Source organism: Actinokineospora pegani (assembly GCF_009745975.1).
Taxonomy (GTDB): Bacteria; Actinomycetota; Actinomycetes; order Mycobacteriales; family Pseudonocardiaceae; genus Actinokineospora; species Actinokineospora pegani.
Window position 1 is genome coordinate 16,268 of the sequence record NZ_WHOL01000098.1, and the last position, 26,684, is coordinate 42,951.

25 protein-coding genes are annotated in these 26,684 nt (G+C 74.2%); 8 read left to right on the forward strand and 17 right to left on the reverse strand.

Annotated features, from left to right (window positions below; translation table 11 throughout):
• Positions 1–15: 15 nt before the first annotated feature.
• The 3 genes from GCL84_RS17420 to GCL84_RS17430 all read left to right on the forward strand — a co-directional run bounded on the left by GCL84_RS17420 (position 16) and on the right by GCL84_RS17430 (position 2,807).
• On the forward strand, positions 16–759 hold the full coding sequence (locus GCL84_RS17420) for an RluA family pseudouridine synthase (RefSeq protein ID WP_156756549.1): 744 nt from the start codon (positions 16–18) through the stop codon (positions 757–759).
• A 54-nt stretch (positions 760–813) separates the two neighbouring features.
• Positions 814–1,827, forward strand: coding sequence for a helix-turn-helix domain-containing protein (locus tag GCL84_RS17425; RefSeq protein WP_156756550.1), 1,014 nt, complete (start codon positions 814–816; stop codon positions 1,825–1,827).
• Between the two features lie 233 nt (positions 1,828–2,060).
• Positions 2,061–2,807, forward strand: a complete 747-nt coding sequence (locus GCL84_RS17430; protein ID WP_156756551.1) for an MBL fold metallo-hydrolase — start codon at positions 2,061–2,063, stop codon at positions 2,805–2,807.
• Here the strand turns inward: GCL84_RS17430 and GCL84_RS17435 are convergent.
• From GCL84_RS17435 to GCL84_RS17445, 3 genes are read right to left on the reverse strand one after another with little or no spacing between them, the layout of a single operon-like run.
• Positions 2,804–3,355, reverse strand: coding sequence for a class I SAM-dependent DNA methyltransferase (locus tag GCL84_RS17435; protein WP_156756552.1), 552 nt, complete (start codon positions 3,353–3,355; stop codon positions 2,804–2,806). The two genes, GCL84_RS17430 and GCL84_RS17435, sit on opposite strands and share 4 nt — an antisense overlap.
• Complete coding sequence (locus tag GCL84_RS17440) at positions 3,355–4,077, reverse strand: SRPBCC family protein (protein ID WP_156756553.1); 723 nt, start codon at positions 4,075–4,077, stop codon at positions 3,355–3,357. The genes GCL84_RS17435 and GCL84_RS17440 overlap by 1 nt, the downstream gene beginning before the upstream one ends.
• A gap of 1 nt (position 4,078) precedes the next feature.
• On the reverse strand, positions 4,079–4,681 hold the full coding sequence (locus tag GCL84_RS17445) for an ArsR/SmtB family transcription factor (protein ID WP_156756554.1): 603 nt from the start codon (positions 4,679–4,681) through the stop codon (positions 4,079–4,081).
• A gap of 83 nt (positions 4,682–4,764) precedes the next feature.
• Here GCL84_RS17445 and GCL84_RS17450 point away from each other — a divergent pair, with 83 nt between their 5' ends.
• Positions 4,765–5,805, forward strand: coding sequence for a TRM11 family SAM-dependent methyltransferase (locus GCL84_RS17450; RefSeq protein WP_156756555.1), 1,041 nt, complete (start codon positions 4,765–4,767; stop codon positions 5,803–5,805).
• Between the two features lie 56 nt (positions 5,806–5,861).
• Here GCL84_RS17450 and GCL84_RS17455 read toward each other — a convergent pair whose 3' ends face one another.
• The 9 genes from GCL84_RS17455 to GCL84_RS17495 form a co-directional block, all read right to left on the reverse strand.
• Entirely contained in the window at positions 5,862–6,803 is a 942-nt protein-coding gene (locus tag GCL84_RS17455; protein ID WP_235926366.1) for an ABC transporter substrate-binding protein, read from the reverse strand.
• Positions 6,804–6,939: 136 nt separating this feature from the next.
• On the reverse strand, positions 6,940–7,737 hold the full coding sequence (locus GCL84_RS17460) for an ABC transporter ATP-binding protein (protein ID WP_156756747.1): 798 nt from the start codon (positions 7,735–7,737) through the stop codon (positions 6,940–6,942).
• Positions 7,737–8,777 carry a FecCD family ABC transporter permease gene (locus tag GCL84_RS17465; protein ID WP_156756556.1) on the reverse strand — a complete coding sequence of 347 codons (1,041 nt, stop codon included), beginning with the start codon at positions 8,775–8,777 and terminating at the stop codon, positions 7,737–7,739. The genes GCL84_RS17460 and GCL84_RS17465 overlap by 1 nt, the downstream gene beginning before the upstream one ends.
• Positions 8,774–9,814, reverse strand: coding sequence for a FecCD family ABC transporter permease (locus GCL84_RS17470; protein WP_156756557.1), 1,041 nt, complete (start codon positions 9,812–9,814; stop codon positions 8,774–8,776). Before GCL84_RS17470 ends, GCL84_RS17465 begins: the two co-directional genes overlap by 4 nt.
• Positions 9,815–9,904: 90 nt before the next feature.
• Positions 9,905–11,647, reverse strand: coding sequence for an ABC transporter ATP-binding protein (locus GCL84_RS17475; RefSeq protein WP_156756558.1), 1,743 nt, complete (start codon positions 11,645–11,647; stop codon positions 9,905–9,907).
• A 273-nt stretch (positions 11,648–11,920) separates the two neighbouring features.
• Entirely contained in the window at positions 11,921–13,450 is a 1,530-nt protein-coding gene (locus GCL84_RS17480; RefSeq protein WP_156756559.1) for an ABC transporter transmembrane domain-containing protein, read from the reverse strand.
• A 114-nt stretch (positions 13,451–13,564) separates the two neighbouring features.
• Positions 13,565–13,999, reverse strand: coding sequence for a hypothetical protein (locus tag GCL84_RS17485; protein ID WP_156756560.1), 435 nt, complete (start codon positions 13,997–13,999; stop codon positions 13,565–13,567).
• Positions 14,000–14,113: 114 nt separating this feature from the next.
• Positions 14,114–15,085 carry a sporulation protein gene (locus GCL84_RS17490; protein WP_156756561.1) on the reverse strand — a complete coding sequence of 324 codons (972 nt, stop codon included), beginning with the start codon at positions 15,083–15,085 and terminating at the stop codon, positions 14,114–14,116.
• A gap of 111 nt (positions 15,086–15,196) precedes the next feature.
• Positions 15,197–15,778, reverse strand: coding sequence for a DUF3558 family protein (locus GCL84_RS17495; RefSeq protein ID WP_197523319.1), 582 nt, complete (start codon positions 15,776–15,778; stop codon positions 15,197–15,199).
• A 303-nt stretch (positions 15,779–16,081) separates the two neighbouring features.
• Here GCL84_RS17495 and GCL84_RS17500 point away from each other — a divergent pair, with 303 nt between their 5' ends.
• Entirely contained in the window at positions 16,082–16,762 is a 681-nt protein-coding gene (locus GCL84_RS17500; RefSeq protein ID WP_156756563.1) for a thioesterase II family protein, read from the forward strand.
• A 3-nt stretch (positions 16,763–16,765) separates the two neighbouring features.
• On the opposite strand, the gene GCL84_RS17505 is transcribed toward GCL84_RS17500, so the two are convergent.
• Positions 16,766–19,165 (reverse strand): LuxR C-terminal-related transcriptional regulator, encoded by a 2,400-nt coding sequence (locus GCL84_RS17505; protein ID WP_156756564.1) that lies wholly within the window; start codon positions 19,163–19,165, stop codon positions 16,766–16,768.
• A 258-nt stretch (positions 19,166–19,423) separates the two neighbouring features.
• On the opposite strand from GCL84_RS17505, the gene GCL84_RS17510 reads away from it, so the two are divergent.
• From GCL84_RS17510 to GCL84_RS17520, 3 genes are all read left to right on the forward strand, one after another.
• The gene (locus GCL84_RS17510; protein ID WP_156756565.1) at positions 19,424–20,833 is read left to right on the forward strand and encodes an acyl-CoA carboxylase subunit beta; all 1,410 of its coding nucleotides are present in this window, start codon (positions 19,424–19,426) and stop codon (positions 20,831–20,833) included.
• 25 nt (positions 20,834–20,858) lie between these two features.
• Positions 20,859–21,614 (forward strand): thioesterase II family protein, encoded by a 756-nt coding sequence (locus GCL84_RS17515; RefSeq protein ID WP_156756566.1) that lies wholly within the window; start codon positions 20,859–20,861, stop codon positions 21,612–21,614.
• Between the two features lie 179 nt (positions 21,615–21,793).
• The gene (locus tag GCL84_RS17520) at positions 21,794–22,645 is read left to right on the forward strand and encodes an alpha/beta hydrolase family protein (RefSeq protein WP_156756567.1); all 852 of its coding nucleotides are present in this window, start codon (positions 21,794–21,796) and stop codon (positions 22,643–22,645) included.
• A 25-nt stretch (positions 22,646–22,670) separates the two neighbouring features.
• Here the strand turns inward: GCL84_RS17520 and ispH are convergent, their stop codons facing one another.
• The 4 genes from ispH to GCL84_RS17540 are packed head-to-tail and all read right to left on the reverse strand — an operon-like array spanning position 22,671 to position 26,662.
• A complete protein-coding gene (gene ispH, locus GCL84_RS17525; protein ID WP_156756568.1) occupies positions 22,671–23,843 on the reverse strand; it encodes a 4-hydroxy-3-methylbut-2-enyl diphosphate reductase in 1,173 nt (390 codons plus the stop codon).
• Positions 23,844–23,895: 52 nt separating this feature from the next.
• Positions 23,896–24,945: a family 2 encapsulin nanocompartment cargo protein polyprenyl transferase gene (locus GCL84_RS17530; protein WP_156756569.1), complete on the reverse strand. Its 1,050-nt coding sequence runs from the start codon at positions 24,943–24,945 to the stop codon at positions 23,896–23,898.
• A 20-nt stretch (positions 24,946–24,965) separates the two neighbouring features.
• On the reverse strand, positions 24,966–26,360 hold the full coding sequence (locus GCL84_RS17535) for a family 2B encapsulin nanocompartment shell protein (protein WP_235926368.1): 1,395 nt from the start codon (positions 26,358–26,360) through the stop codon (positions 24,966–24,968).
• Positions 26,357–26,662 carry a hypothetical protein gene (locus GCL84_RS17540; protein ID WP_156756570.1) on the reverse strand — a complete coding sequence of 102 codons (306 nt, stop codon included), beginning with the start codon at positions 26,660–26,662 and terminating at the stop codon, positions 26,357–26,359. The genes GCL84_RS17535 and GCL84_RS17540 overlap by 4 nt, the downstream gene beginning before the upstream one ends.
• Positions 26,663–26,684: the final 22 nt, after the last annotated feature.

The following is a 26,684-nucleotide window of genomic DNA, read 5'->3' on the forward strand; positions in this document are numbered from 1 at the left end:
GGAGAGCCGACGACGATGGAACCCTGGGCGCGGTTGCGCGCACGGACGCTGGTGGTCGAGGACGAGTCGGTCTTGGCGCTGAACAAGCCCGCGGGGGTGTCGGTGACCGGTGAGCGCCACGACACCGACCTGGTGCGGATGGCGGCCGAGGACGGCGAGGAGCTGTTCCCCGTCCACCGCATCGACAAGGTCACCTCCGGTCTCATCCTGTTCGCCAGGACCCTTCCCGCGCACGGTGGGCTGACCAGGCAGTTCGCCAAGCGCACCGCGGACAAGGCCTACCTGGCCATCACCGCCACCACCGGGCTGCCCGCGCGCGGCACCATCGACCTCCCGCTCAGCGTCGGCCGCAAGAACCGCGTCCGCATCGCCGCCCCCCGCGAGTCCATCCACCGCGAGGGCGACACCTGGACGGTCGACCCCGCCGACGTCCTCGACACCCGCACCTACCCGTCGACCACCGAGTTCACCACCCTCTGGTCCAACGACACCCACACCCTCCTCGCCGCCCGCCCCCGCACCGGCCGCCGCCACCAGATCCGGGTCCACCTCGCCTGGACCGGCCACCCCCTCCACGGCGACCCCCTCTTCGACCGCGGCGGCGAGCACCCGCGGACGGCCCTGCACTCCTGGCGGTTGGGGCTGGACGGCGAGTCGGGCAGGTTGGACCTGTCGGCCACGCCCGGGGAGGACTTCTGGGCCCCGGTGGCGGACTCCCTGGGCGCGCAGGAGCGCGGGGACCTGCTCGCTCGGTCCTAGGCCTTCGTCGGATGGGCGCTGACTTCGCGGCGGCCCATCGGTGATGATGCGGTGGTGAACCAGGAAGAGCAGGGCAGCGCCGCCGCGGCGTGGCCGCGCGGCAGGATGCTCGTGGTCGTCGCGCTGGCCCGGCGCCACCGCGTGCCGGAGGCGGTGCTGCTGGTCGGGTCGGAGTACACCGTCTCCGACCTGTCCGACCCGCGGTTGACCCCGACCCGCGCCGACGAGTTCGTGCTGGTCGCGAACCTCGCCGCCGCGCTGGGCGGGGCGCTCGGGCCCGCGGTGGAGGCCGGGCTGGACTTCCACGTCGGGGCGGTGTCGGCCTGGGGGCAGGCGATGCGCACGGCGCCCACGCTGGGGGCCGCGCTGGCGCTGTCGCTCGATCTGACCGCCACCGCCGACACCCTGGTGCGCATCCGGGCGCTGCCCGAGCCCGGGGTGACGCACCTGGCCTTCGACGGCAGCCACCTGCCGCCCCCGGTCCGCCCGTTCGTCCTGACCTGGATGATGGTCACCACGGCGATCATCAACCGCGAGCTGCTCGGCCGCCCCACCCCCGTCGACTCGGTCCGCATGGCCTGCGCCAAGCCCCCCGACGCCACCCAGGTCGACGCCTTCTGGGGTGTCGAAGTCCAGTGGGACCAGGACATCACCGCCATCGGCATCCCCCGCGCGGTCCTGGAGACCCCCCTCCCCTCCGCCGACCCGGCGGCGCACGCCCACGCCCTGCGCGAGTGCGCCCTGATGTTCAGCAACGACACCACCGCCCGCACCCGCGCCGCCCTGGCCCGCGACCCCACCGCCAGCGCCGCGGAGATCGCCACCACCCTCGGCCTGTCCGAACGCACCCTCCGCCGACAACTCACCAACGACGGCACCCGCTACCGCGACCTGGCCACAAACGCCCGTCTGGCCAAGGCACGCGACCTGCTGGGCATGGGCCTACCCCACACCGAAGTGGCCGCCCGCCTCGGCTTCACCGACCCCACGGCCTTCAGCCACGCCTTCAAGCGCTGGACAGGCATGACCCCCACAGCATGGCGAGCACGAAACGACCCGTGGCAGTAACCCCACACCGCCCCAGCCCCCCACTCCAGGTCTCCCAGCACCCAGCAACGCGAAGGCTGGATCGGGTGGATCAGTTTGTTCGGGGGAGGCGATCATGTGCAAGCCTCGGAAGGCGGTGAGGGTGCCCTTCCCCTCACTTTTGACCCTCACGCACATGATCGTCGTAGGGGTCCCCGATCAAACAGATTCACCCGATCCAGCACCCCCCACGATGTCCGACACCGGAGCCCCCCATGCGCGAACCCAGAATCACCCAGGTCGCCGACGGCGTCCACTTCGCCGAATCCGGCAGCGTCAACTGGGCCCTGCTCACCGACGGCACCGCCGTCACCCTCGTCGACGCGGGCTACCCAGCCGACTTCCCCGCCCTCCGCCACAGCGTCGAAACCATCGGCCACCGCCTGCGGGACATCACCGCCGTCCTCCTCACCCACGCCCACATCGACCACATCGGCGGCCTCCCCGCCCTCCTCGACGAGGTGGACGCCCCCATCCACGCCACCGCGCCAGAGGCCGCGCACGCCCGCCGAGAGTTCCTGGAGCAGGCGACCCCGCTGGACGTCGCCCGCAACCTCTGGCGCCCGGGCGTGCTCCCCTGGGCGGTGCACATCATCCGCGCAGGGGCGCTCAAGCCGGTGAAGATCCCCACGGCCACCCCGTTCCCCGCCGGGGGCCGCCTCGACCTGCCCGGGAACCCGGTGCCGGTGGCGACGCCGGGGCACACGACCGGGCACGCGGTGTACCACCTGCCCGAGGCGGGGGTGGTGATCACGGGGGACACGCTGGTCTCGGGCCACCCGACCTCGATCAAGCGGGGCCCGCAGTTGCTGCACCCGTTCTTCTCGAAGGACCAGGGGCAGGTGATCACCGCGCTGGACACCCTGGCCGCGTTGGACGCCGATGTCGTGCTGCCAGGGCATGGGGGCGTGCACCGGGGCCCGATCGGTGAGGCGGTCGCCCAGGCCAAACTCGGGCTCTAGCCCGCCCGGTGCACCGACACCGCGTAATCACCGTCGTCGAACGGGTCCCGCGACCACGTGGCGAAGCGGGAGTCCAGCGCCAGCCCCGCCGCCGCGCAGTGGTCGTCGTAGTCCGCCGCCGAGTAGCCCCGGTCCAACGAGAACCCCGCGACCAGCAGTCCCCCGGGCGCGACGTGCCGGGCCACCCCCGCCACCAACGCCGCCTCGGTGCCCTCCGCGGTGAACAGCGGCACGTTCCCCGCCATCACCACCACGTCGAACACCCGCCCCAGCGCCAACTCGGCCAAGTCCGACCGGACCCACCGCGACGACGGGGCCAGCCGGGTGGCGGTGGCGAGCATGTCCGCGTCGACGTCCACGCCCACCACCTCGATCCCCCGCCGCGCCAGCTCGATGGCGACCCGACCGGTCCCGCAGCCCGCGTCGAGGACCGACCCGGGCCGCAGGGCCTCGACGAAGTCCGCCTCGCCGTGCACGTCGGCGCCGCGGGCCGCCAAGGCGTCGAACCGGCGTTGGTAGTCGTCGCCGTGCCAGGTGTGCTGGGCCATCAGGCGTAGATCCCGTTCAGCCAGGCGTTCCAGGAGCGGGTGGCGGTCTCCTCGTCGGCGTCAGCGGCGAAGAGGTGGTGGGCGGCGGCGACCGGCATGCCCCAGGGCTCCCTGGCGTAGAAGCGCAGCAGCGAGTCGGCGGTGCGGATGCCGGTGAACTGGCCCAGGAGGTAGTCGACCTGGCCGGTGACGGCGCCCAGCCCGGGGACCTCGAAGGCGACCTCGTCACCGACCTCGCTGGTGGCGGTCAGGCCCAGGGCGGCGCGGAGCTTGTCGACCGAGCCGGGGTACTGGGAGGCCTCGGTGCCGGGGGCGTCGACGTAGGTGATGGGGCGGCCGTGGAAGTGCTCGACGTACTGGCCGAAGGAGTGCAGGTAGAAGTCGGTGTGCTTGTCGGCCCCGTCGAACTGGGTGTCCCAGTCGTCAGTGAAAATTCCACTGTGGACGTAGCGGACGGTGGTGGTGCCGCCGTCGTCGGCGGTGATGATGTGCTCAAGGGAGTTGAACCAGCCGTCGTCCGGCGAGCCCATCATCGAGTGCAGGTGCTTGCCGGGCTCGTAGGCCAGGTAACGGGCGCCGGACTCGTCGGGTGTGCCGTCGACGGGGAGCCCGCCCCCTGGGAACAGCCAGCCAGCCTGGCCGTCGGTGATGGCGCTGAACACCTGCTCCGGGGTGGCGTTGACGACGATCTCGCGCTCGATGGTGAAGTTCTTGCCGGTCATGTCAGTTCTCCTCGGTTGGGAATTCCCGGGTGATCGCCGGGTGCAGGCCGACGATGAAGCGGTGCTTGCGCCCGCGGGGGGCGTTCTCGGTGTGGTAGCGGCGGACCAGGTCGGCCACGGCGGTCTGCAGCTCGCCCGCGAAAGCGGCCCGGTCGGCCGCCGAGGCGAAGGTGACCTCCGCGTCGGCGGCGTAGGTGGCCAGCGGCCGCTTCGCCGCGTTGGCCCCCGCGATCAGCCTGCCCAGCTCCGCGACGGTGCGCGAGGCCAGCGCGACCAGCCACCGGGCGGAGAGCTGGTCGCGCTCCCTGCCCGGGTCGGGGGCGACCGCGGCCAGGGCGTTGGGCGAGATGACGAACTCGGCGGCGGTGGCGCGCATGACCCGCTCGGTCACATTGCCCTTGCGGCGTTCCTCGACCAGCTCGACGAGGCCGTGCCGCTCCAGGGCGCGCAGGTGGTAGTTGACCTTCTGCCGGGGCAGGCCGACCACCGCGGCCAGCGAGCTGGCCGAGCCGGGCAGCACCAGCGCCGCCAGCAGGCTGGCCCGCACCGGGTCCAGCGAGGCCTCGGCCGCGGCCGGGTCCTCGATCACCACCACCTCGTTCATGGGGAGAACTCTGACACCGACAATTTTATTTGTCAAGACAGTTTTTTTGTTCGGTGCGCGCCCTCCTCTAGACTCCTCCCGCCATGACTGAGTACGCCCTGCTCGTGCAGCCCGCCGTGAACCGCGTCTACGCCGAGGCGTCGATCGCCCTGACCACCGCCGAGCTGGAGGTCGCCAACCGCCGCGCGCTCGGCGGCAGGCTCTCGGAGATCGCCGAGACCTCCATCGCGGGCGTGCCCTACGTCGGCTTCCGCGCCGACGCCCTGTCCGAGGACGACGCCGCCCTGCTGGCCAACCTGTCCTCGGCCTTCGCGCTGTTCGCCCGGCGCGAGGGCCTGCTGGAACCGGTGCCGCTGCGCCCGCTCGACCGCTTCGACGACGACCTGCTGACCATCCAGAAGTACTCGGGCAAGACCAACGAGCACTTCACCAAGCTCCTGCTCAACGTCACCGCCCTGTCCTCGGACTTCGCGGGCGACTTCCGCGACCGGCGCCTGCGCGTCCTGGACCCGGTGTGCGGCAGGGGGACCACGCTCAACCAGGCCCTGATGTACGGCTGGGACGCCAGCGGACTCGACCTGGACGAGAAGGACTTCGACGCCTACGCCGCGTTCATCCAGACCTGGCTCAAGCGCAAGCACGTCAAGCACAAGGCCGAGACCACCCGCATCCGCCGGGAGAAGCAGAACCTGGGGCGTCAGTTGAGGGCGTCCATCGGCGTGGACAAGGAGAGCTACAAGGCGGGGGACGCCTTGGACCTCACCTACGTCAACGCGGACACGTTGCGGGCTGATGAGTTCTTCCGCGCGGGGTCGTTCGACGTGATCGTGGGGGATGCGCCTTACGGGGTGCGGCACGGGGCGCGGGCGGGCGGGCAGCGGGGGCTTGACCGGAGCCCGCTGGAGCTGGTTGCCGCGTCGGCGCCGGGGTGGGCGCGGTTGTTGAAGCCGGGTGGCGCCATGGGGATCTCGTGGAACACCGTGGTGACGCCGCGCGAGAAGATGGTGGACGCGTTGGCGGCGGCGGGGTTGGAGCCGGTGGTGGGCGGTCCGTATGACGCGTTCGAGCACCGGGTGGACCAGGCGATCACGCGTGATCTGGTGGTGGCCCGCAAGCCCGCCTGACCCAGGACGCACGATGCCCCCGACGCCTGCGGCGCCGGGGGCATCGCCTTCCGACCTCAGCCGCCGAGGGCGGTCTTGAACATCGGGACGGTCTTCTCGATGGCGTACTCGGTGCCCAGGGGCGAGCCGCTGGAGAAGGCGTTGGTGATGTTGAGGTCGTCGAGGATCAGGAGGTGTCCTGCCTTGGCGGACGGGATCTGGTTCAGGATGGCGTCCTCGCGCAGGGCGGTGCCGTCGGAGCCGATCGGGAAGAGCACGGTCAGGTCGGCGCTGAGGAGTTCGATCTGCTCGCGGGAGAGGTCGGCCGAGAAGCTGCCGTTGGCCAGGGCCTGGACCTCGGGCTTGTTCTCGAAGCCCAGGCTCTCCATGAAGTCGACCCGGGAGTCGCCGCGCAGGTAGGCGCTGTACTTGTCGGAGTAGTGGGCGCCGACGGCGACGGACTTGCCCTCGAAGGCGGGGTCCTTGGCGGCGGCGAAGGCCGCGTCGACCTCGGCGATGAGCTTGTCGCCCTCGTCGACCTTGCCCAGGGCCTGGGCGACCAGCTCGGTCTGCTGGCGCCACGAGGTGCCGTAGGCGACGACGTCCTTCGGGGCGGAGACGGTCGGGGCGATCTTGGACAGCTCCTTGAACTTCTCCTCGGAGTTGTCCGACCGGGTGTTGAGGATCAGGTCCGGGCCGAGGTTGGAGATGGCGGCGTAGTCCAGCTCGAGCGTCGGCAGGATCCGCGGCGCGGTGGTGTACCTGCCCGCCGCCCAGGGGCCGACGCCCTCGCCGCCGAAGGCCAGCCAGTCCGACGCGGCGATCGGCTGCACGCCCAGCGCCAGCGCGGTCTCGGCGTCGGACCAGCCGAGCGCGACCACCTTGGTGGGGGTGGCCGGGACCTCGACCGGGCCGAACATCGTCTCGACGGTCCTGGGCTCGGCGCCGGGGGCCGCGGGCGCCGAGTTGTCCTCGACCTGGCCGCAGGCGGCGAGGGCGAGCGCCGCGGCGGCGACCACGGCGGCTAGGCCGTGTTTCGGGAGTCCGTTCGATGAGAGTCGTGATCGGGGTGGTTCCTGGGCCGCTCCGGCGCGGCTATCGCGGACAGCGGCTTCCGAAACACGGCCTAGGGCTGACTTCACTGGCTTCTCCTTGTTAGCAGTGGTGGCGGCCGATGGGAACGATCATGGGGGTGGCCGACACCGGGTCGGGCACGATCCGGCAGCTCATGCCGAACACGCGCTCGATGACGTCCGCGGTCACGACCCGCCTCGGGTCCCCCTCCACGACGATCTCCCCCGCGCGCATGGCGATGAGGTGGTCGGCGTAGCGGCAGGCCAGGTTCAGGTCGTGCAGGACGACCACGACGGTGGTGCCCTGGGTGCGGTTGAGATCGGTGAGCAGGTCGAGGACCTCGACCTGGTGGGTGACGTCGAGGTAGGTGGTCGGCTCGTCGAGCAGCAGCAGGTCGGTGCGCTGGGCCAGGGCCATCGCGATCCACACCCGCTGGCGCTGGCCGCCGGAGAGCTCCTCGACCGGGCGCGCGGCGACCTCGAGGGTGTCGGTGGCGGCCAGCGCCTCGGCCACCGCGGCGTCGTCCTCGGCCGTCCACCGGCGGAACCAGCCCTGGTGCGGGTACCGGCCGCGGCCGACCAGGTCGGCGACGGTGATGCCCTCGGGGGCGACCGGGGTCTGCGGCAGGATGCCCAGCACCTTCGCCAGCTCCCGGTTCGGGTAGTCGGCGATGACCTTCTCGTCGAGGTAGACCGCGCCGCCGACCGGGTTGAGCAGGCGGGCCATGCCGCGCAGCAGGGTGGACTTCCCGCACGCGTTCGGCCCGACGATCATCGTGATGCTCCCGGGCGGGATCCGCGCGGTCAGGCCCCTGACGACCTCGCGGCCGTCGTAGGCCAGGCGCACCGCGTCCGCGCGCAGGCTGTGCTCGGCTGTCATCATCCGCCTTTCCCGGCGCGGTTCGCCCGCGCCAGCAACCACAGCAGGTAGGGGGCGCCGACCGAGCCGGTCAGCACCCCGACGGGGTACTGCGGCAGGCCGGGCAGGTTCTGCGCGGCGAAGTCGGCGAGCAGCACCACGGCCGCGCCGACCAGGCCGGAGACCAGCAGCGCCGGGGTGCCGTCGCGGGCGAGCCGCCGCCCGATGGGCGCGGCGAGCAGCGCGACGAAGGCCACCGGGCCCGCCGCCGCGGTGGCCGCGCCCGCCAGCGCGACCGCGCAGACCAGCAGGCCGAGCCGGGACGGCTCGACGGAGACGCCGAGGCCCTTGGCCGAGTCGTCGCCCATGCGCAGGACGTTGAGCACGCGCGAGAGCGCGGCGACGGCGGGCAGCAGCAGCGCCAGCAGCACCGCCAGCGGCCACACGTCGTCCCAGCCGCGGCCGTTGAGGCTGCCGGTCAGCCAGACCAGCGCGTCCTGCGCGGTGGCGACCTGGGCGCGGGTCATCAGGTAGGACACGACGCCGAGCAGGATGGCGGCCACGCCGATGCCGACCAGCACCAGCCGCGAGCCGGTGACCCCGCCGCGCCAGGTCAGCAGGTACATGACCGCGGCGGTGGCCAGCGCGCCCGCCAGCGCCACGACCGAGACCACCGTGCCGCTGAGGCCGAAGGCGACGATGCACAGCACGGCGGCGGCGCTGGCCCCGGTGCTGATGCCGATGACGTCCGGGCTGGCCAGCGGGTTGCCCAGCAGCGTCTGGAAGATCGCGCCGGACACGCCGAACGCCAGCCCGACCAGGACCGCGGCCAGCACCCTGGGCAGCTTGAGCTCCAGGATGACGTAGTTCGTGCTCCTGGAGCCCTGGCCTGCCAGAGTGGACAGCACGTCGTCGAGCGGCACGAAGCCGCGGCCCAGGCTCAGCGCGACCGCCGCGCCCGCCACCAGGACCGCGGCGAGCACCAGGGCGACCAGGTTCGACCGGCGCCGCGCCCGGGCCCGGCCGCGGGCGACCACCTCCGGTGCGCTGGTGTCGATCACGGGGCGGCCACCTTCCGGCCGCGCACCATCGCGATGAACACGGGCGCGCCGATGAGCGCGGTGAGGATGCCGACCTGGAGTTCGCCCGGCCGGGCGATGACCCGGCCGACGACGTCCGCGCCGAGCACCAGGGACGGGGCCAGCACCATCGACAGCGGCAGCAGCCAGCGGTGGTCCGGGCCGGTGATGGACCGGGCCAGCAGCGGCACGGCCAGGCCGACGAACGCGATCGGCCCGACGCTGGCGGTGGCGGTGCCGCACAGCAGGACCACGGCGACGCCCGCGGCGATCCGGGTGCGGGTGACGTCCTGGCCCAGCGAGCGGGCGATGTCGTCGCCCATGGACAGCGTGTTGAGCGAGCGGGCGGCGGCGAGGGCGACCAGCAGGCCCAGCGCGATGAAGCCCGACGACTGCCAGAACACCGCCATCGACCGCCCGGACAGGGCGCCGACCTGCCAGAAGCGGAACTGGTCGAAGGTGTCGGTGTCGGTGAGCAGCACCGCGGTGGTCAGCGAGACGAACGCGGCGTTGGTGGCCGCGCCGGACAGCGCCAGCTTGATCGGCGTCGCCCCCTCGCGCCCCATCGAGCCGACGCCGTAGACCAGCAGCGAGGCGACCAGCGCCCCGGCGAAGCCGAACCAGACGTAGCCGGTGAGCGCGGTGACGCCGAAGGCGTTGATGCCGGTGACGATGAACAGCGCCGCGCCCGCGTTGATCCCGAGCACGCCGGGGTCGGCCAGCGGGTTGCGCGCCACCGCCTGCATGACCGCGCCCGCCACGCCGAGGGCCGCGCCGACCGCGATCCCGACCAGGGTCCTGGGCACCCGCTCCGCGCGGACGAACAGGTGGTCGGTGTTGGCCGGGTCGAAGCGCAGCAGCGCGTCGAGCACGGTGGGCGCCGGGATCGGCTTGCTGCCGACGAACACGCTCGCCAGGGCGAGGCCGACCAGCAGCACGCCCGCGAGGACGAGGCCGAGGACCAGGGTGCCGGAACCGCGTCGAGCGGTGGGTCGCTCGACCGCCGCGGTCACTGCCACGCGCCGCCTCCTCGTCGTCCGCCGGCTGAAAGCAGCGCTTAGGTTAGGCTAAGGAGACTTCGGAGGGTAGTTGAACCTTGGAGTTCGCTGTCACAATTCGGTGTCGCCATCACGCAGGGTGATCGAGGGCTGACTGGGCCTGCCCAACGCCCACGCCGCCCACAGCCGCGCGTAAGCGCCATCCGCGGCGAGCAGTTCCTCGTGCGTCCCGCTCTCGGCCACCGCCCCGTCGGCGAGCACCACCACCCGGTCCGCGGCGGCGGCCTGGGTGAGCCGGTGCGCCACCACCAGCGCGGTCCGGCCCGCCAGCGCGGCGTCGGCGGCGCGCTCCAGCAGCCGGGCGCCCGCGCTGCCCGCGTCGGCGGTGGCCTCGTCGAGCAGCACCACCGGCGGGTCGGCCAGCACGACCCTGGCCAGCGCGAGCTGCTGACCTTCGGCGGCCGAGAGCCGGTGCCCGCCCGCGCCGACGACCGTGTCGAGCCCGTCGGGCAGGCGCAGCGCCCAGCCCAGCGCGCCGACCCGGTCCAGCGCCGCCCGCAGCTCGTCGTCGGTGGCCCCCGGGCGCGCCAGCCGCAGGTCCTCGGCGACGGTGCCCGCGAAGACGTGCACCTCCTGGCTGACCATCGCCACCCCGGCGCCGACGGCCACCGAACCCCGGTCGGGGACCTCGATGCCCGCGATCAGCCTGGCCAGCGTGGTCTTGCCCGCGCCGTTGGCGCCGACCAGCGCCACCCGCTCCCCGGCAGCGAGCTCGAGGTCGACCCCGCGCAGCACCGGGACGCCGTCGTAGCCGAAGTGGACGCCCTCGACCCGCACCGCGGCCGAGCGCGCTGTGTCCGGTGTGGACTCGGGGGCCGGTTCGTCGAGGACGCCGACCAGGCGCGACAGCGACACCGCGGCGGACTGCAGCTCGTCGGCCAGGCCCAGGACGGCGTTGACCGGGTTGAAGATCCCGTGGAAGTACAGGGCGGCGGCGGTGGCCTGCCCGACGGTGACCGCGTCGGCGTCGACCAGCCAGAACCCGGTGGCCAGCACGGCGACCAGGCCGACGAGCTCGGCGAGGTTGAGGCGGCTGAAGAAGCGGGTGAGCAACCCGACGCCGCGCATGCCCAGCTCGACGGCGGTCAGCGAGCGGGCCGACACGGCGGCGGCGTGCGGGTCGCGCAGGCGCAGCGCGCGGATGGTGCGCGCGCCCTCGACCGAGCTCAGGAGCTGTTGCTGCTGCTCGGCGACGGCGACGCGGTGCGCGGTGTAGACCACCCGGGCCGACCGCGCGTACCAGCGCACGGTGTGCGCCTGGATGGGCGCGGCGACCAGGGCGGCGAGCAGGAAGCGCCAGTCCAGCACGGCCATCCCGGCCAGGCTGAGCACGATCGTCACCGCGGAGCGGGCCAGCGTCGGCAGCGCGCCGCGCACCACCTCCGCGACGATCCCGACATCGCGGCTGGCCCGGGAGGTCAGGTCGCCCGCGCCCGCGGCCTCGACCCGCCGCTGCGGCAGGGCGAGCACCGCCTCGACGAACCGCTCCCGCAGCGCGGCCAGCACCGACTCGCCCAGCTTGGCCACCTGCGCCGCGCCGATCGCGGCCCCGATCCCGGACCCCAGCGTCACCAGGGCGATGAGCACCACCGGCGTGGTGAGCGCGGCGGCGTCCTCCCGGCCCACGACGACGTCCACGACCCGGCCCAGCAGCGGGGCGGTCAGCAGTCCCAGCCCGGTCCCCACGACCAGCACCAGCCCGGCGACGACGGCCAGCCCGGTGCGCTCGCGGACCAGCGAGCCGATCACCGACCAGGTCCGGCGCGGCGCGGCGGTGGGCAGCGGCGTGCTCACGCGAACACCACCCGCCTCCACGCCAGACCAGGCGCGACAACAACCACCAGCACGCTCACACGACCACCCCCGGCAACCCACCAAACCGACACCGCTGCCCGGCACCTCGCCGAACACCCGACAACGGCAGGACCGACCGCACCCCGCGCGGCAGCGGCGTGCCCGCGCGAACACCACCGCCCGGCAGTCGGCGCGATCGCCGGCCAGAACGGCGCAGGCCAACACCCACCCACATCACCGACAAGACCGGCGCGGCGGTGGGCAGCGGTGTGCTCACGCGAACACCACCGCCCGGTACTCGGTGCTGTCGCGGGCGAGGTCGGCATGGGTGCCCGACAGCTCGCCGAACACCACCCGGTCCATCGCCGCGAGCAGGGTCGGGCTGGTGGTGACGACGATCGTCGTGCGGCCCTGGCGCAGCGCCGCGAGCGCGGCGGCGATCCCGGCCTCGGTGAACGGGTCGACGGCGGTCGTCGGGTCGTGCAGCACCAGCACCGGGGCGTCGGTGGCCAGGGCGCGGGCCAGGGCGACGCGCTGGCGCTGCCCGCCGGAGAGCTCGGCGACATCGCGGTCGGGCAGGGCGCCGACGGCGTCGAGGGCCGGGTGGACGCCGACGGTCGTGCGCGGTGTCCCGGCGAACAGGTCGACCTCGTGCGGGGAGACGACGACGGCGGCGCGCGCCTCGTCCAGCGGCACGGCGTGCAGCGAGTGCCCGTCCAGGGCCAGCGTCGGGTCCGGCACCTCCAGCGCGAGCCGGTCGACCAGCCCGGCCCCGTCCTGGGCGACCACGCCGACGTGCTCACCCGCGGCGACCCGCAGGCCCGCCAGCGAGACCTCGCCGCGCAGGTCGGCGGGCAGCGCCCCGGTCCCCCCGGTGACGGCGGGCGCGGCCGAGGTCAGCGCCAGCACCCGCCGCTTGGACGCGCGCGACAGGGCGACCTCGCCCGCCACCCAGGACAGCGACGTCAGCGGCCACACCGCGAACTGGGCCAGGCCCACGGCCGCGACGAGGTCGCCGACGGTGATCTCCCCCGCCAGCGCCAGCCTGCCGCCGACCAGGGCGACGGCGGCGAGGAACACCCCGGTCATGGCGGTGACCGCGCCGTCGAGCACGCCCCTGGTGCGGGCGGCGGCGACGGCGGCGGTCAGCGAGTCGCGGCTGACCGCCCGGTAGCGGCGGGCGGCGGCGGGCTCGGCGTGGATGCCCTTGAGCGCGCGCAGACCGGCCACCAGGTCGGCGGCCACCCCGGCGGCGCGCGCGGCCCGCTCCTGCTCGACCTCGCCGCGGCGCTCCAGCGGCCGCGCCAGGCGCCGGGTGGCGGCGACGATCAGCGCGGCCGACACCAGCACCAGCGCGCCCAGCGGCGCCGACATGCCGAACAGGGCGATGGCGGCCACGACCAGCCCGCCCAGGCCGGACACCGCGGCGGGCACGGCCACGGCCAGCAACCCGACCCGGCGCGCGTCGCCGGTCGCGACGTGCACCAGCTCCCCCGGCTGCCCGCCGACCCCGCCCTCCGGGGCGAGCACCCTGGCGACGACGCGCTCGCGCACCCGGTGCTCGGTCAGCATCGAGGCGCGCTCGGCGGCCCGGTGGCCCCAGCGGAAGCTGAACGACAGCAGCGCGAACACGGCGGCGAGCACGACCAGCCAGCGCACCAGCGCGGGCAGGTCGCCCGTGGCCACGGCCGTGTCGATGGTGAGCCCGATGACCACCGGGACCAGCGCCTCGCCCGCCTGGTGGCACCCGGCGAGGACCGACGCGACGACGACCCGGCGACGCTGCTCTCTGAGGACCCGCACCCGGCGAGGCTAGGCCGTGTCCCGGAGTCCGTTCGATGAGAGTCGTGATCGGGGTGGTCCCTGGCGCGGCTGTCGCGGTCAGCGGCTTCCGGGACACGGCCTCATCGCGCGTGCTCAGACCGCGCAGACGTGGACCCGCAACTCGTCCGCCTGGACCTCCAGGGTCAGGAAGCAGCGCTCGAGGACGATGTCCAGCGCCGTGACCCGGTCCCCGGCGCCGGTCTGGTGGACGGCGACGACGGGGTTGCCGATCAGGTGGGCGTAGCCCGCCGCGCCCGAGCGGTCGAACACCGACCACTTGCCGTGGCGGCGGACGAACTCCCGGTTCTCCGCCGACAGCGGCTCGCGGAACGGGTCGACCCACTCGCGGGCCTCCACGCGGATGGACTCCCCGTCGGCCCCGGAGTCGAACAGCACGACGAACCCGTCGTCGGCGGAGAGCTCCATGAACCCGGACGTGGTGTCCGGTTCGCCGCCGGGGTCGACGTAGTGCACGCGTCGCACCCGGCGGATCGTCTTGCCCACCAGCACGTCCAGCCGCAGTCCCACCGGCGCCACCACCCCGGGAAGTGATCGACCCTCGCTCCCAGACTACGGCGCGAACGCAGGCGCACGGCCGGATGTCACCCACTGGTCGCAGTGGGCGACCAGTGGGTGTGCCGGTCAGTCGTCCTCGAAGATCTCCTCGACGACCTCGCCGAGGACCATGCCGCCGACGACGCCCGCCGCCACGCCGCCGACGACCGCGCCCATGCCGGGGCCGCGGCGCTGCTGCTCGTGGTGGCCGTAACCCTGGTCGTGGCCCTGGTTGTAGTGGCCCTGGTCGCCGTAGCCGCCGTGGCCTGCGAAGCCCTGGTGGCCGCCGCGCTGGTCGGCCGCCTGGGCGAGCCAGTCGCCGATGATCGGCGTCCAGTCAGTCGCCTCGGCCTCCTGGTGCGACATGTGGAAGCGGCCGAAGGCGTCGCCGCCCTGGCGGAACAGGCCGCCGCGCTTGTCCGCCTCCAGCACCACGAACAGGTCGTGCGGGGTCGCGACGAAGGTCAGCTCCACCTGGTTGAGCCTGCCCGTGAACTGCCCCGGCGGGAAGAACTCGACCTCCTGGAAGAAGCCGAGCTGCTGCGGCACGCCGTGCAGGCGGCCCGCCTCGACGTCGGCGGAGCGGAAGGTCGCGCCCAGCGCGCCGAAGGCGTCGAGCACCCGCTCCTGCGAGGGCAGCGGGTGCACGATGACCGGGTCCAGGTCGCCGGGGTCGCGCGCGCCGGACACCTCGACCTCGGTCTGCAGGCCGACGGCCATCCCGGGCAGTTCCTGGCCGCCCACGGCGGTGATCGGCGCCTCCCAGGGCACCTCGATCTCGAACGGGATGTCGTGGCGCTGGCCCGCGCGCACCGCGAACCGCTCGGCGACCACGACGTGCAGGAAACCGGCGTTCTCGGCGAACTCGCCGTCGCCGTGCTCGACCTCGACCCGGGTCACCAGGTGCAGCGTGACCCGGTCGATGGCCGCGTCCGAGCTGCCGCCCTGGATGCGGACCTGGCCGGTGAGCCGCTGGCCGGGCCGGGTGTGCGGGGAGTCGAGAACCGTGTCGACCGTCGGACCGCCGACCCCGAAGGCCGAGAGCATCCGCTTGAACATTCGTGGGTCCTCCAGCGCGCCCCGGTGGCCCCTACGACCGGGACCGCGACACCGAAACGCTCAAACCGGACAGTACCGGATCGTGCGCCGAGCGTGACCGGACCCGGTGGATCAGCGCAGCGAGCGCACGACCTGCCCGGCCGAGGCGACCGCCGTGTCGCACTGGCCGGAGGTGTCGTTGGCGCCGCTGGCCCCGGCCGCGACGATGACCCCGCCGCCCTTGCCCGCGCCCACGACCACCTCGCACAGCACGGTGCCGTCCACCCGGTGCGAGCGGACCACGGCGGGCTGCCCCTCGATGGAGTTGACCTCGAACAGCTTCCAGCGCAGCCCGCTGCCGCCTGGCGCGACCCGGTCGGAGTCGCGGTAGGCCGCGGCGAGCGGGTCGTTGCCGCTGAACCCGACGCTGATCCTGGGCCACTCCACCCGGTCGGCCCACACGCAGTACAGCGAGCCGGGGTCGGTCCCGGCGTGCGGCTGCCCGTCGCCGTAGACGCCGAGGCCCAGCGGCAGGCTCTTGGGCACCACGGCGCACGGGTCGGTGGCCTTGGACAGGTCCAGGACCTTCGGCACCGCGGGCGCCTCCGTGGGCCGCACGGGCTGCGAGCGCACCGGCAGCGGGGCCGCCCCCGCGCCGCACCCGCTCACCAGCACCGCGGCGGCGATCACCCCGATCGTCAGACGTCCCGTCATCCCCGGCACCCCCTCGGCGCTAGTGCGTGCCCCCATCATCCCTGGGAAATGGCGCACAACGAGGGCCGAAGAGCCTAATTCCCCCACGTTGTTCGCTGACGCAAAGACGAATGCCGAGCGTGATTGGACGAATACCGGCTTTTTGTTTTCCGGACACCAAAAAGCCGGGTGGAACGCTTCCCTGGTGATTGTTTCGCCGAACGGCCCACGCTGCCCCTAGCGCACCCCGTAGGGGGTTGAGCGCCCCGTCGCCAGGGTGGCACGTTGGGTCGAGCGCCGGAACGCGAGGGGGAGCACCATCCGATGAGTGCACAGGGTGCACAGGGTGCACGGGGCGCACAGAGCGACCCCTGGCTGCGCCGCCTGCGCGCCGCCCCCCGCCCCGTGGCCCGCCTGGTCTGCTTCCCCCCGGCGGGCGCGGACGCGCTGTTCTACCTGTCCTTCGCCCAGGCGCTGCCGCACGCGGTGCAGGTCGAGGGCGTGCAGTACCCCGGCCGCCGCGACCGGCGCGCCGAGGCCCCCGCCCGGTCGGTCGGCGAACTGGCCGAGGGCGCCGCCCAGGCCGTGGCCCCGGACCTGCCGGTCGCCCTGTTCGGCCACGGCATGGGCGCCGTCGTCGCCTTCGAGACCGCGCTGCGGCTGCCCCGCCCGCCGCTGGCCCTGTTCGTCTCCGGCGCCCCCGGCCCGCCCCGGCACCGCGTCGCCGAGCGCGCGCAGGTCAGCGGGACCGCCCAGGCCGACCTGGCCGCGGCCGCGACCTACCGCTGGGGCACGACGCGGCTGGCGGCCCCGGTGGTCGGGATGCTCGGCGACGCGGACCCGGTCGCCAAGGCCGAGGAGGTCGCGACGTGGGCCGAGGTCACCACCGAGCCGTTCGAACTGCAACTGTTCGGCGGCGGCCACCAGTACCTGACGTCCTTCGTGTCCACAGTGGCCACCGCGGTGGGTGAGCGGGTGGTCGCCCTGCTGCGGGAGCGGGCCTGAGCCTCACTCGGCGAGGCCGGTGGGCAGGTCGCCGCGCCTGCGCACCCCCAGTTTCCGGTAGACCCGGGTCAGGTGCTGCTCCACGGTGCTCACGGTGACGTGCAGCGAGTCGGCGATGTCGCGGTTGCTGTGGCCCATCGCGGCCAGACCGGCGACCTTCTGCTCGGCGTCGCTGAGCTCGCCGCGCACGGGTGCGGGGGCGGGTGCCCCGGTGCGGTCGCGCAGCACCCGGTCGACCAACTCCACCGCGCCCAGCGACCGCGCCTCGTCGACGGCCGCCCTGGCCAGCCGCCGCGCCTGCGCCGCGTCGCCCGCGCCCGCCCGCGCCCGGCTCAGCTCGGCCAGGGCCAGCGCCGAGGACAGCCGGTCGCCCGCGGCCCGGAACTCCGCGGACGCCTGCTGCAACAGGGTCGCTCCCCGGCTCTTCGACAGCGCGCGCAGCGCCACTCCCCGCGCGTAGCGGGAGGCCGATGCGGGCAGGGCGAGTTGCTGGTCGGCCAGGACGGCGGCCATCCGGTGCTGGCCGTTGCGCCGGTACGCGGTGGCCAGGCCGGTCCGCCACGGCGACAGCGAGGGGATGTCCACGCCGAGGTCGACCGCGACCCGCCCGCTCTCGGCGAAGTCGGCCACCGCGGCCAGGGCCCGGCCGGTGGCCAGGTGCCGCCCGCCGCGGGCGTGCAGGTAGCGGGCCCCGAACACGGTGCGCTCGGCGCCGTCGGGCAGGACCGGCTGGGGCGCCTCGGCGATCCCCATGGCCGTCTCCGCGGCGACCAGCACCCCGAGCGGCAGCGCCAGCAGCATCCCCCACGCCCGGTCCGGCAGCAGCGCCCGGCTCTCCTCGGCCAGCGCCCGCGCGGCGGCGGGCCACCCCTGCCGCAGCGCCACCTCCGCGCGCGCCGCGCCCAGCACCGCCCGCCATGTCGTCGCCCCTTGCGCCACCGCCCGGTCCAGCAGCGCGTCGCAGTGCCGCGCGGCCTGGTCCGGCCGGTCGGCGTGCATCAGCGCCAGCACCGCGCCCGCCAGCAGGTCAACGGTGTCATCGTCCAGCTCCCGCGACCGCAGCACCGCCTCCGCGTCCCGCGCGACATCCGCGACGGCCCCCGCCGCCAAGCCGGACAGCAGCCGCCCCGCCGGGTCATCGCACGGACGCGGCCCGTGGAACCACTGCCCGGCGACCTCCAACGCGCCCGACGCGAAACCCTTGTGCCACAACGAGTACCGCGCCTGGACCGCCGGGTCGGCCAGCACGTGGTCCGGCCGCGCCGCCGCGGTGAAGCGCCACTGCGCGCCTGCCAGCGCGTCGGCGAGGGCCGCCCGCTCCGGCCCGGCCGCCGCCGTCAGCGCCAGCTCCAGGCAGCGCACGGCGAACGCGCCCCCGGCCACCGCCGCCGCCCGCAGCACCTCGACCGCCCACGCCCCGGCCCGCCCGCTGGCGACCAGGTGCCGGGCCACGTCGACGGCGTCCGCGCCGTGGCCGTGCAGCACGCGCGCGGCACGGTGGTGCACGTCCGCGCGCTCGGCCAGGCCCAGCGCGCCCAGCACCGCCGCGCGCACCAGCTCGTGCGCGAACCGCCCGGCCGTCACCAGCCCCGCCGAGGTCAGCGCGCTCGTCGCCGACACGACCGCCGACCGGGGCAGCCCGGACAGCTCGGCCACCAGCCCCGGCAGGGCCTGTCCACCCAGGACGGCCACCGCGGTCGCGACGGCGGGCAGCCGTTCGTCCCCCCGGTGCAGGCAGGACAGGACCGCGTGGCCGAACGCCATCCCCCGACCCGGGTCGTCGAGCCCGTCTGCCAGCAGTCCCCGCACCAGCACCGGGTTCCCGCCGGTGACCCGCAGGCACAGCGACAGCAGCGCGTCGTCGGGGACGACCCCCGTCAGCGCGATCAGCTCGCCGATGCCCGCCGCGGTCAACGGGGCGAGCCGCACGCGGCGGTCCGCCGTCAGGGTCAGGTCGGTCGCGGGCAGCGGTTCCCACTCGGTGATGACCAGCAGCACCGGCGCCGCGCCGGACCTGGCGCGCAGGGCGGTGAGCGCGCGCAGCGACTCCGCGTCGGCGTGCTGCACGTCGTCCACCGCCACCACGACCAGACCGCGATCGGCGACGGCCAGGACCGATTCGACGAACCGCTGCGGCGTCGCGTCGTCCAGCGCCGAGCAGAGCTGGCGGACCACGCCCAGGCCCAGCTCGCGCTCGTGCCGGGAGCCCACGGCGGTGAGCAGCCGGGCGCCGGACTCCAGCGCCAGGTCGGTCAGCCTGGCCAGCACCTCGGTCTTGCCGCAGCCCAGCGGCGCGGTGACGGCCACGACCCGCCCGGCGCCCGCCGCGGCGGCGGCCAGCTCGGCCGACAGCCCGGCCAGCGCGCGACCGCGCTCGACCAGGCGCCCATCGACCTGGGTCATCGGGACTTCCCTCCACCCGGCTCTCGGCGCACGGCGTCGAGACTGTACTCCCGGCGGACGGCGCTGGAGAAGCACTCGGGGATAGGGGTTCCGGGCCTGGGCGCGATGTCGCTGGTAGCGGCTGGATGCGTTGCGGTGGAAGGACCTCACGGCAGGGGGCGGGTAGGGGGTCGCGGGGGGTTGTAGGCCCCCTGTCCCGCTGGGAGAGTCGGTGGACGACCTGACCGAGAGCCCGTTCTCCTGCTGGGGGAAGACGCCATGACCGCTGTCGCCGACTCGACCGTCGGCGCCGACCCGCGCGATCCCGCGCTGCGGTTGGCCAAGCTGCTCGACGGCGGCTCGATCGAGCCGCTGCACGGCCCCGACGGCTGCGCGGTCACCGCCGTGCGCGGTCGGGTCGGCGGCGCCCCCGCCATCGCCTACTGCTCCGACGCCACCCGCATGGGCGGGGCGATGGGGGCCGAGGAGGCCGACCGGGTCATCCACGCCATCGAGACCGCCGTGCGCCTGCGCGTGCCGGTGATCGGCCTGTGGCACTCCGGCGGGGCCAAGCTCGCCGACGGCGTCGAGTCGATGGACGGCGTGGGGCGGATGTTCGCCGCGATGACGCGCGCCTCCGGTGTGGTGCCGCAGCTCTCGGTCGTGCTCGGGCCCGCGGCGGGCGCGGCGGCCTACGGCCCGGCGCTGACCGACCTGGTGGTCATGTCGACCGCGGGGCGGGTGTTCGTCACCGGCCCGGACGTGGTGCGCAGCGTGACCGGCGAGGAGATCGACCAGGAGGGCCTCGGCGGCGTCGAGGCGCACGGGCGGCGCTCCGGGGTCGTGCACGTGACCGTGGGGACCGAGGACGAGGCGTGCGCGCGGGCCCGCGCGATCACCCTGCTGCTGAGCCGCCCCGGGCTGCTCGACGTGCACGGGCTCCCCGGCGGCGACCGCCCGCGCGAACTGCTGCCGGAGTCGCCGCGCCGGGCCTACGACGTCAAGCCGCTGGTGCGCTCGCTGCTCGACGGCGGGCTGTTCGAGGAGTTGCAGGCCAGGTGGGCGGCCAACGTCGTCATCGGCCTCGGCAGGCTGGCCGGGCGCACCGTCGGCGTCATCGCCAACAACCCGATCCGCAAGGGCGGCTGCCTGGACTCGCTGTCGGCCGAGAAGGCGTCGCGGTTCGTCCGGATGTGCGACAGCTTCGGCGTCCCGCTGGTCGTGCTGGTCGACGTCCCGGGCTACCTGCCCGGCGTGGGCCAGGAGTGGGGCGGCGTCGTGCGGCGCGGCGCGAAGCTGCTGCACGCCTTCGCCGAGGCCACCGTGCCGCGCGTGACACTGATCACCCGCAAGTCCTACGGCGGCGCGTACATCGCGATGAACTCCCGCTCGCTGGGCGCCACGCGCGTGTTCGCGTGGCCCGGGGCGGAGGTCGCGGTGATGGGCGCGGAGGCCGCCGTCGGCGTGCTCCACCGCAAGAAACTCGCCGCCGCAACGGATTCCGAGCGCGAGCCGCTGCGCGAGCGGCTCGTCGAGGAGCAGCGGCGCACCGCGGGCGGCGTCGGCCGGGCGCTCGCGCTCGGCGTCGTCGACGAGGTGATCGCCCCGGAGCAGACCCGGCGCAAGATCGCGGAAGCTCTCGCGAGCGCTCCCCCGGGACGCGGACACCATGGCAACATCCCCCTGTAACGGGCAGCGATCGGCGGAGGACCGCATGGACAACACGACCGACCTCTGGGTGCGCAAGTTCCACCCGTCCCCCGACGCGGCGGCCAGGCTGCTGTGCCTGCCGCACGCCGGCGGCTCGGCCAGCTACTTCTTCCCGGTGTCGCGCAGCCTCGCCCCCCGGGTCGAGGTGCTCGCGGTGCAGTACCCCGGCCGCCAGGACCGCAGGCAGGAGCCGTGCCTGGACAGCGTCCCGGCCATCGCCGACGCGCTGGTGGACGTGGTGGCCCCGCACGCGGACAAGCCGCTGACCCTGTTCGGCCACAGCATGGGCGCCTCCATCGCCTACGAACTCGCGGTCCGCCTGGAGAAGCGCGGCATCACCCCCGCGGGCGTGTTCGTCTCCGGCCGCCGCGCCCCCAACGCCTCGCGCGACGAGCGCGTCCACGAGCGCGACGACGCGGGCCTGCTCGCCGAGATCAAGCGCCTCAACGGCACCGAGTCCCAGCTCCTCGACGACGACGAGGTGCTGCGCATGGTCCTGCCCGCCATCCGCGCGGACTACAAGGCCGCCGAGACCTACCGCCCCACCCCCGGCGACTCCATCACCGCCCCCGTGCACGCCCTCATCGGCGACGCCGACCCCAAGGCCACTGTGGACGAGGCGAGCCGCTGGGCCGAGCACACCACCGGCCCGTTCAAGCTCGAGGTCTTCCCCGGCGGCCACTTCTACCTCAACCAGGTCGTGCCCCAGGTGCTCGACCGCATCTCCACCCACATCGAAGGCGCCCTCGCCGCGAGCTGACCCACCGCCCGCCCCATCCTGGACCACCCGGCCCGGGGTGGGGCGGTGGCTTCGACGACCAAGCGCCGGGTGAGCCAAAACCAACGCTCCGGCCGCACGCCTTGGCCAATTCTTGTCAGCCGGAACGGCAAAGGAAAACCAAACTCCACATTCACGCGTGAATCATTTACGGTCGGGGCATGAACCGCATCCGAAAATGGGCAGCGGGGGCCGTCGCCGCCACCCTCGTCGCCAGCGGGGCGATCGCGACGGCCGAGGCCGCCGAGAACCCGTACCAGCGTGGGCCGGAGCCGACCGTCGAGGTGTTGGAGGCAGAGGCGGGGCCTTACCCGGTCGAGACGGTCGACGCGCCGGGTGACGGCGGGTTCGCCAAGGGGACCGTCTACTACCCGGCCGACACCAGCGAGGGCACGTTCGGGGCGCTGGCCGTCTCGCCCGGGTTCCTGTCGGCGCAGACCGCCATCGCGTGGCTGGGGCCGCGGTTGGCCTCGCACGGGTTCGTCGTGGTCACCATCGACACGAAGACGCCGCAGGACTCGCCGGACCAGCGGGCCGACCAGTTGTTGGCGGCGCTGGACTGGGTCGTCGGCGCGGACAGCCCGGTGGCCGACCGGGTCGACCCGGCGCGGCTGGGTGTGCTGGGGCACTCGATGGGCGGCGGCGCGTCGCTCGTGGCCGCGCAGAAGCGGCCCGAGCTGCTGGCGACCGTGCCGCTGACGCCGTGGAACATGACCAAGGACTGGTCGCGGCAGCGGGTGCCGACACTGATCGTGGGCGGGGAGAACGACGCGATCGCCGGGGTGGCCGAGCACGCCGAGCCGTTCTACGAGTCGCACGGCGGCGAGAAGGCGTACCTGGAGATGCGCGGCGAGGACCACTTCGTCGTCAACTCGCCGACCCCCACCGTGGGCAAGTACGCGGTGTCCTGGCTCAAGCGGTGGGTCGACTCCGACACCCGCTACGAGCAGTTCCTCTGCCCGGGCCCGCAGGCCGACGCGGTGATCTCCGAGTACCGCGACACCTGCGACTGACCCACGGGGCCTGGTGCGCGGCGGCTCAGCGGCGCACCGGGCTGGGCAGCGTGAACTGGATGGTCTCCCGCGCGACCTCGTGCTCCGCGGCGTTCACCGGTCCCAGGCCGCCCAGCGCCGCCAGCACCTCCTCGACCAGGCGCGGCGGCGCCGAGGCGCCCGCGGTGAGGCCGATGACGCCGACGCCGACGAGCCAGCCGGGGCGCAGGGCGCCGACGTCGTCGATCAGGTGCGCTTGGCGTCCGGCGCGCCTGGCCAGCTCCACCAGCCGCTGCGAGTTAGACGAGTTCTCCGACCCGACCACCAGCACCAAGTCCGCGCGGTCGGCGATGGCGCGCAGGGCGTTCTGGCGGTTGGTCGTGGCGTAGCAGATGTCGTCGGAGCCCGGGCCGCGCAGCGCCGGGAAGCGGGCCTTGAGCACGTCGACGATCTCCCCCGCCTCCTCCACCGAGAGCGTGGTCTGCATCAGGTAGGACAACCGGGTCGGGTCCTCGACCTCGACCAGCGCCGCCTCCGCCGCGGACTGCACCAGGATGGTCTGGTCCGGCGCCTCGCCGAGGGTCCCCTCGACCTCCTCGTGGTCGGCGTGCCCGATGAGCAGCACCGTGTCACCGCGCCCGGCGAACCGGCGGGCCTCGGTGTGCACCTTGGCCACCAGCGGGCAGGTGGCGTCGATGACGTCGAGCTCGCGCTCGGCGGCCACCCCGCGCACCGCTGGCGAGACCCCGTGCGCGGAGAAGACCACCGTCGCGTCGTCCGGGACGCCGTCGAGCTCGTCGACGAACACCGCGCCGCGCGCCTCCAGGTCGGCCACGACGTGGGTGTTGTGCACGATCTGCTTGCGCACGTAGACCGGCTGGGACGTGCGGGAAAGCGCTTTCTCCACCACCTCCACCGCGCGCTCCACGCCCGCGCAGAACGAGCGCGGCGCGGCCAGCTCCACCCGCCGCGGACCGGTGACCGCCAGCCACGCGCCGAGCGCAGACCTGGCCGCCCGCTCGTGCTCGCCGTCCGCGCGCAGGCCCAGGCCCACACCGCCGAAGACGGTGTGGGCCGTGGTCTCACCGGTGCTCAGCGCCCGCTGCTCGACGTCGAGGCCGTGCCGCCGCAGCTCGGCGGCCAGCAGCGGCGCGGCCGGGCACGGCACCGGGGGCCCGGCCGGCCGGACCAGGGTGGTAGCGACCAGGACGGGGGTCATGCTGTCCTCCGGTGCGTTGCGCGGTTCTGCTGTCCCGACTGTGTGCGTCGACTCAGTGGTCCCGGCGCGCGGCGAGGCAGGCCAGGGCGGCCAGCTCCGCCGACGGCCGGGGGCGCGGGCTCGCCGCGTCGAGGTGGTCGAGCGCCTGCGACAGCAGGGTGTCGGCCTTGGTGCGGGCCCAGTGCCGCCCGCCCGCCCGGTCGATCAGCTCGGCGGTGTGCGCGAGCTGCTCGGGGCTGAGCTGGGCCGGGTCGCGGTAGATGCCGTCCAGCTCGGCGGCCGCGGGGCACCCGGCCGCCAGGGCGGCCACGACCGGGAGCGACTTCTTGCGGTTGTCGATGTCGGAGTGCGCGGGTTTGCCGGTGGCCGCCGGGTCGCCCCAGATGCCGAGCAGGTCGTCGGCGAGCTGGAAGCACACGCCCATGTGCTCGCCGAACGCGCGCAGGTCGTCGACCTGGTCACGGGTGCCGCCGCCGTAGAGCGCGCCGAGGGCCGTCGAGCAGCCCAGCAGCGCGCCGGTCTTGCCCAGGGCCATGGCCAGGCACTCGTCGACGCCGACGTCCTGGCGGCGCTCGAAGGACAGGTCGGCGGCCTGGCCGTCCTGCACCGCGAGCACCCCGGCCGACAGCTCCCGCGCCCCGTGCGCGGCGAGCGGGTCGCCCGCCGTGGCGATGACGTCGTAGGCCAGCGTCAGCAGCGCGTCGCCCGCCAGGATGGCCGGGCCGACGCCGAACACCGACCAGGCCGTCGGCCGGTGCCGCCGGGTGCGGTCGCCGTCCATGACGTCGTCGTGCAGCAGGGTGAAGTTGTGCACCAGCTCCACCGCCACGGCGGCGGGCAGGGCGGCGTCCACGTCGCCGCCCACCGCCTCCGCGGCCAGCAGCACCAGCGCGGGCCGCACCGCCTTGCCCGCCTTGACCTCGGCGGGGTCGGCGGCGCGGCCGTGCTCGTCCCACCACCCGAAGTGGTACCCGGCGATCCGGCGCATGGACTCCGGCAGGCCCTCCACCGCCGCCCGCAGCGCGGGGTCGAGGAGGGTGCGGCTGTGCGCCAGCACCTCGCGCGCGGATCGGTTTCCAGGGCGCACGTCGAGAGTGGACATGGGGTCCTTTCCTGGGTCGCTCAGAGTCCGATTTGGACGTTCTCCAGCACGCCCAGCGCGTCCGGCACCAGCACCGCCGCGCTGTAGTACGTGCTGACCAGGTAGGACAGCAGCGCACGGTTGTCCACGCCCATGAAGCGCACGGACAGGCCGGGCTGGTACTCGTCGGGGATGCCGGTCTGGTGCAGGCCGATGACGCCCTGGTCGGCCTCGCCGGTGCGCATGGCGATGATCGAGGTGGTGTTGTGCTCGCTGATCGGGATCTTGTCCGAGGGCAGGACCGGCACGCCGCGCCAGGACACCTGCTGCCTGCCGTGCACGTCGACGGTCGGCGGGTAGAGGCCGCGCTTGTTGCACTCGCGGCCGAACGCGGCGATCGCGCGCGGGTGGGCGAGGAAGAAGTCGGTGCGGCGGCGGCGCGAGAGCAGGTCGTCCATGTCGTCCGGCGTGGGCGCGCCGTCGCTGGTGTGCAGGCGCTGCTTGAGGTCGGCGTTGTTGAGGAACCCGAAGTCCGGGTTGTTGATCAGCTCGTGCTCCTGGCGCTCGCGCAGCGCCTCGATGGTCAGCCGGAGCTGCTGCTCGACCTGGTTCATCGGCTGGTTGTAGAGGTCGGCGACGCGGGTGTGCACGCGCAGGACGGTCTGGGCGACGCTGAGCTCGTACTCGCGCGGCGCCATGTCGTAGTCGACGAACGTCCCGGGCAGGTCGACCTCGCCGCTGTGCCCGGAGGCCAGGGCGATCTCCTTCTCGCCCCAGCGGTTGCTGGCCTCGCGCCGGGCCGAGCGGATGGCCTCGACGTGCGCGGCGAGCTCGCTGGACTGCTCCTGCACCGCGAGGAACTCGCTGCGCGAGAGGAACATCAGGATCGCGGGCGTGTTCGCCTTGACCGTGTGCTCCCAGGTGGCGTCGCTGCTGATCAGCGCCTTCTCGCCCCAGAACTCGCCGTCGGCGAGCCGGTCGACGACGGCCTCGTCGCCGTAGCCGCCCCGAGTGGTGCGGGTGACCTTGCCGTGCGCGATGAGGTAGATGCCGTCGGCCGGGCGCCCGCCTGCCACGATGACCTCGCCCGCGGCCACCTGGCGCTGCTGGAAGCGGCCCGCGAGCGCGGCGAGCACCCCCTCGTCGGCGACGCCGCGCAGGATGCCGACCTCGCGCAGCTCCGGCGGCACGACGGCGACGTCGGCGCCGGTGTTGGTGAAGGACACGCGGCCGTCGCCCACGGTGTAGGTGAGGCGGCGGTTGACCCGGTAGGCCGCGCCCGGGGTCTCGACCCAGGGCAGCAGCCGCAGCAGCCACCGGGGCGAGATCTCCTGCATCTGCGGCACGGACTTGGTCGTCGTCGCCAGCTTGCGGGCGGCGGCGGTGCCGAGGGACTGCGGGCTGGTCTGGTCAACGGGCTCGAGGAGGCCGGTCACGCGTCATACCGCCAATCTGCTGTGTTCTGGTGGGGAGCGGGGACGTCGGTCGAGGTCTTGCGCTGGGTGCTGGCCGGGGGCGGTGTGGGCTTGGGCCGCGCGGTCGGGCGCACCGCGGCGGCCTCGGGGTCGGTGGCCGGGACCGCGGCGCCCGTGCCGGAGGTGGCGGGCGGGCGCGGGAACAGCAGCGAGTTGGCCGGGACGTGGTCGAGCCGCACCCCGGGCGGGGGCGGTGTGGTCGGTCGGCCCGCGGGGGTCACGATGTGCGGGCCTGCCGGGTGGGCTTGTTCTGACGCGGGCATGGCGCTCCTGCTGACAGCGGCG

Coding starts and splice junctions, on each gene's coding strand:
- GCL84_RS17420 (WP_156756549.1), top strand. CDS start 16: ATGGAACCCTGGGCGCGGTTGCGCGCACGGACGCTGGTGGTCGAGGAC.
- GCL84_RS17430 (WP_156756551.1), top strand. CDS start 2,061: ATGCGCGAACCCAGAATCACCCAGGTCGCCGACGGCGTCCACTTCGCC.
- GCL84_RS17435 (WP_156756552.1), bottom strand. CDS start 3,355: ATGGCCCAGCACACCTGGCACGGCGACGACTACCAACGCCGGTTCGAC.
- GCL84_RS17440 (WP_156756553.1), bottom strand. CDS start 4,077: ATGACCGGCAAGAACTTCACCATCGAGCGCGAGATCGTCGTCAACGCC.
- GCL84_RS17445 (WP_156756554.1), bottom strand. CDS start 4,681: ATGAACGAGGTGGTGGTGATCGAGGACCCGGCCGCGGCCGAGGCCTCG.
- GCL84_RS17450 (WP_156756555.1), top strand. CDS start 4,765: ATGACTGAGTACGCCCTGCTCGTGCAGCCCGCCGTGAACCGCGTCTAC.
- GCL84_RS17460 (WP_156756747.1), bottom strand. CDS start 7,737: ATGACAGCCGAGCACAGCCTGCGCGCGGACGCGGTGCGCCTGGCCTAC.
- GCL84_RS17490 (WP_156756561.1), bottom strand. CDS start 15,085: ATGTTCAAGCGGATGCTCTCGGCCTTCGGGGTCGGCGGTCCGACGGTC.
- GCL84_RS17495 (WP_197523319.1), bottom strand. CDS start 15,778: ATGACGGGACGTCTGACGATCGGGGTGATCGCCGCCGCGGTGCTGGTG.
- GCL84_RS17500 (WP_156756563.1), top strand. CDS start 16,082: ATGAGTGCACAGGGTGCACAGGGTGCACGGGGCGCACAGAGCGACCCC.
- GCL84_RS17505 (WP_156756564.1), bottom strand. CDS start 19,165: ATGACCCAGGTCGATGGGCGCCTGGTCGAGCGCGGTCGCGCGCTGGCC.
- GCL84_RS17510 (WP_156756565.1), top strand. CDS start 19,424: ATGACCGCTGTCGCCGACTCGACCGTCGGCGCCGACCCGCGCGATCCC.
- GCL84_RS17515 (WP_156756566.1), top strand. CDS start 20,859: ATGGACAACACGACCGACCTCTGGGTGCGCAAGTTCCACCCGTCCCCC.
- GCL84_RS17520 (WP_156756567.1), top strand. CDS start 21,794: ATGAACCGCATCCGAAAATGGGCAGCGGGGGCCGTCGCCGCCACCCTC.
- ispH (WP_156756568.1), bottom strand. CDS start 23,843: ATGACCCCCGTCCTGGTCGCTACCACCCTGGTCCGGCCGGCCGGGCCC.
- GCL84_RS17530 (WP_156756569.1), bottom strand. CDS start 24,945: ATGTCCACTCTCGACGTGCGCCCTGGAAACCGATCCGCGCGCGAGGTG.
- GCL84_RS17540 (WP_156756570.1), bottom strand. CDS start 26,662: ATGCCCGCGTCAGAACAAGCCCACCCGGCAGGCCCGCACATCGTGACC.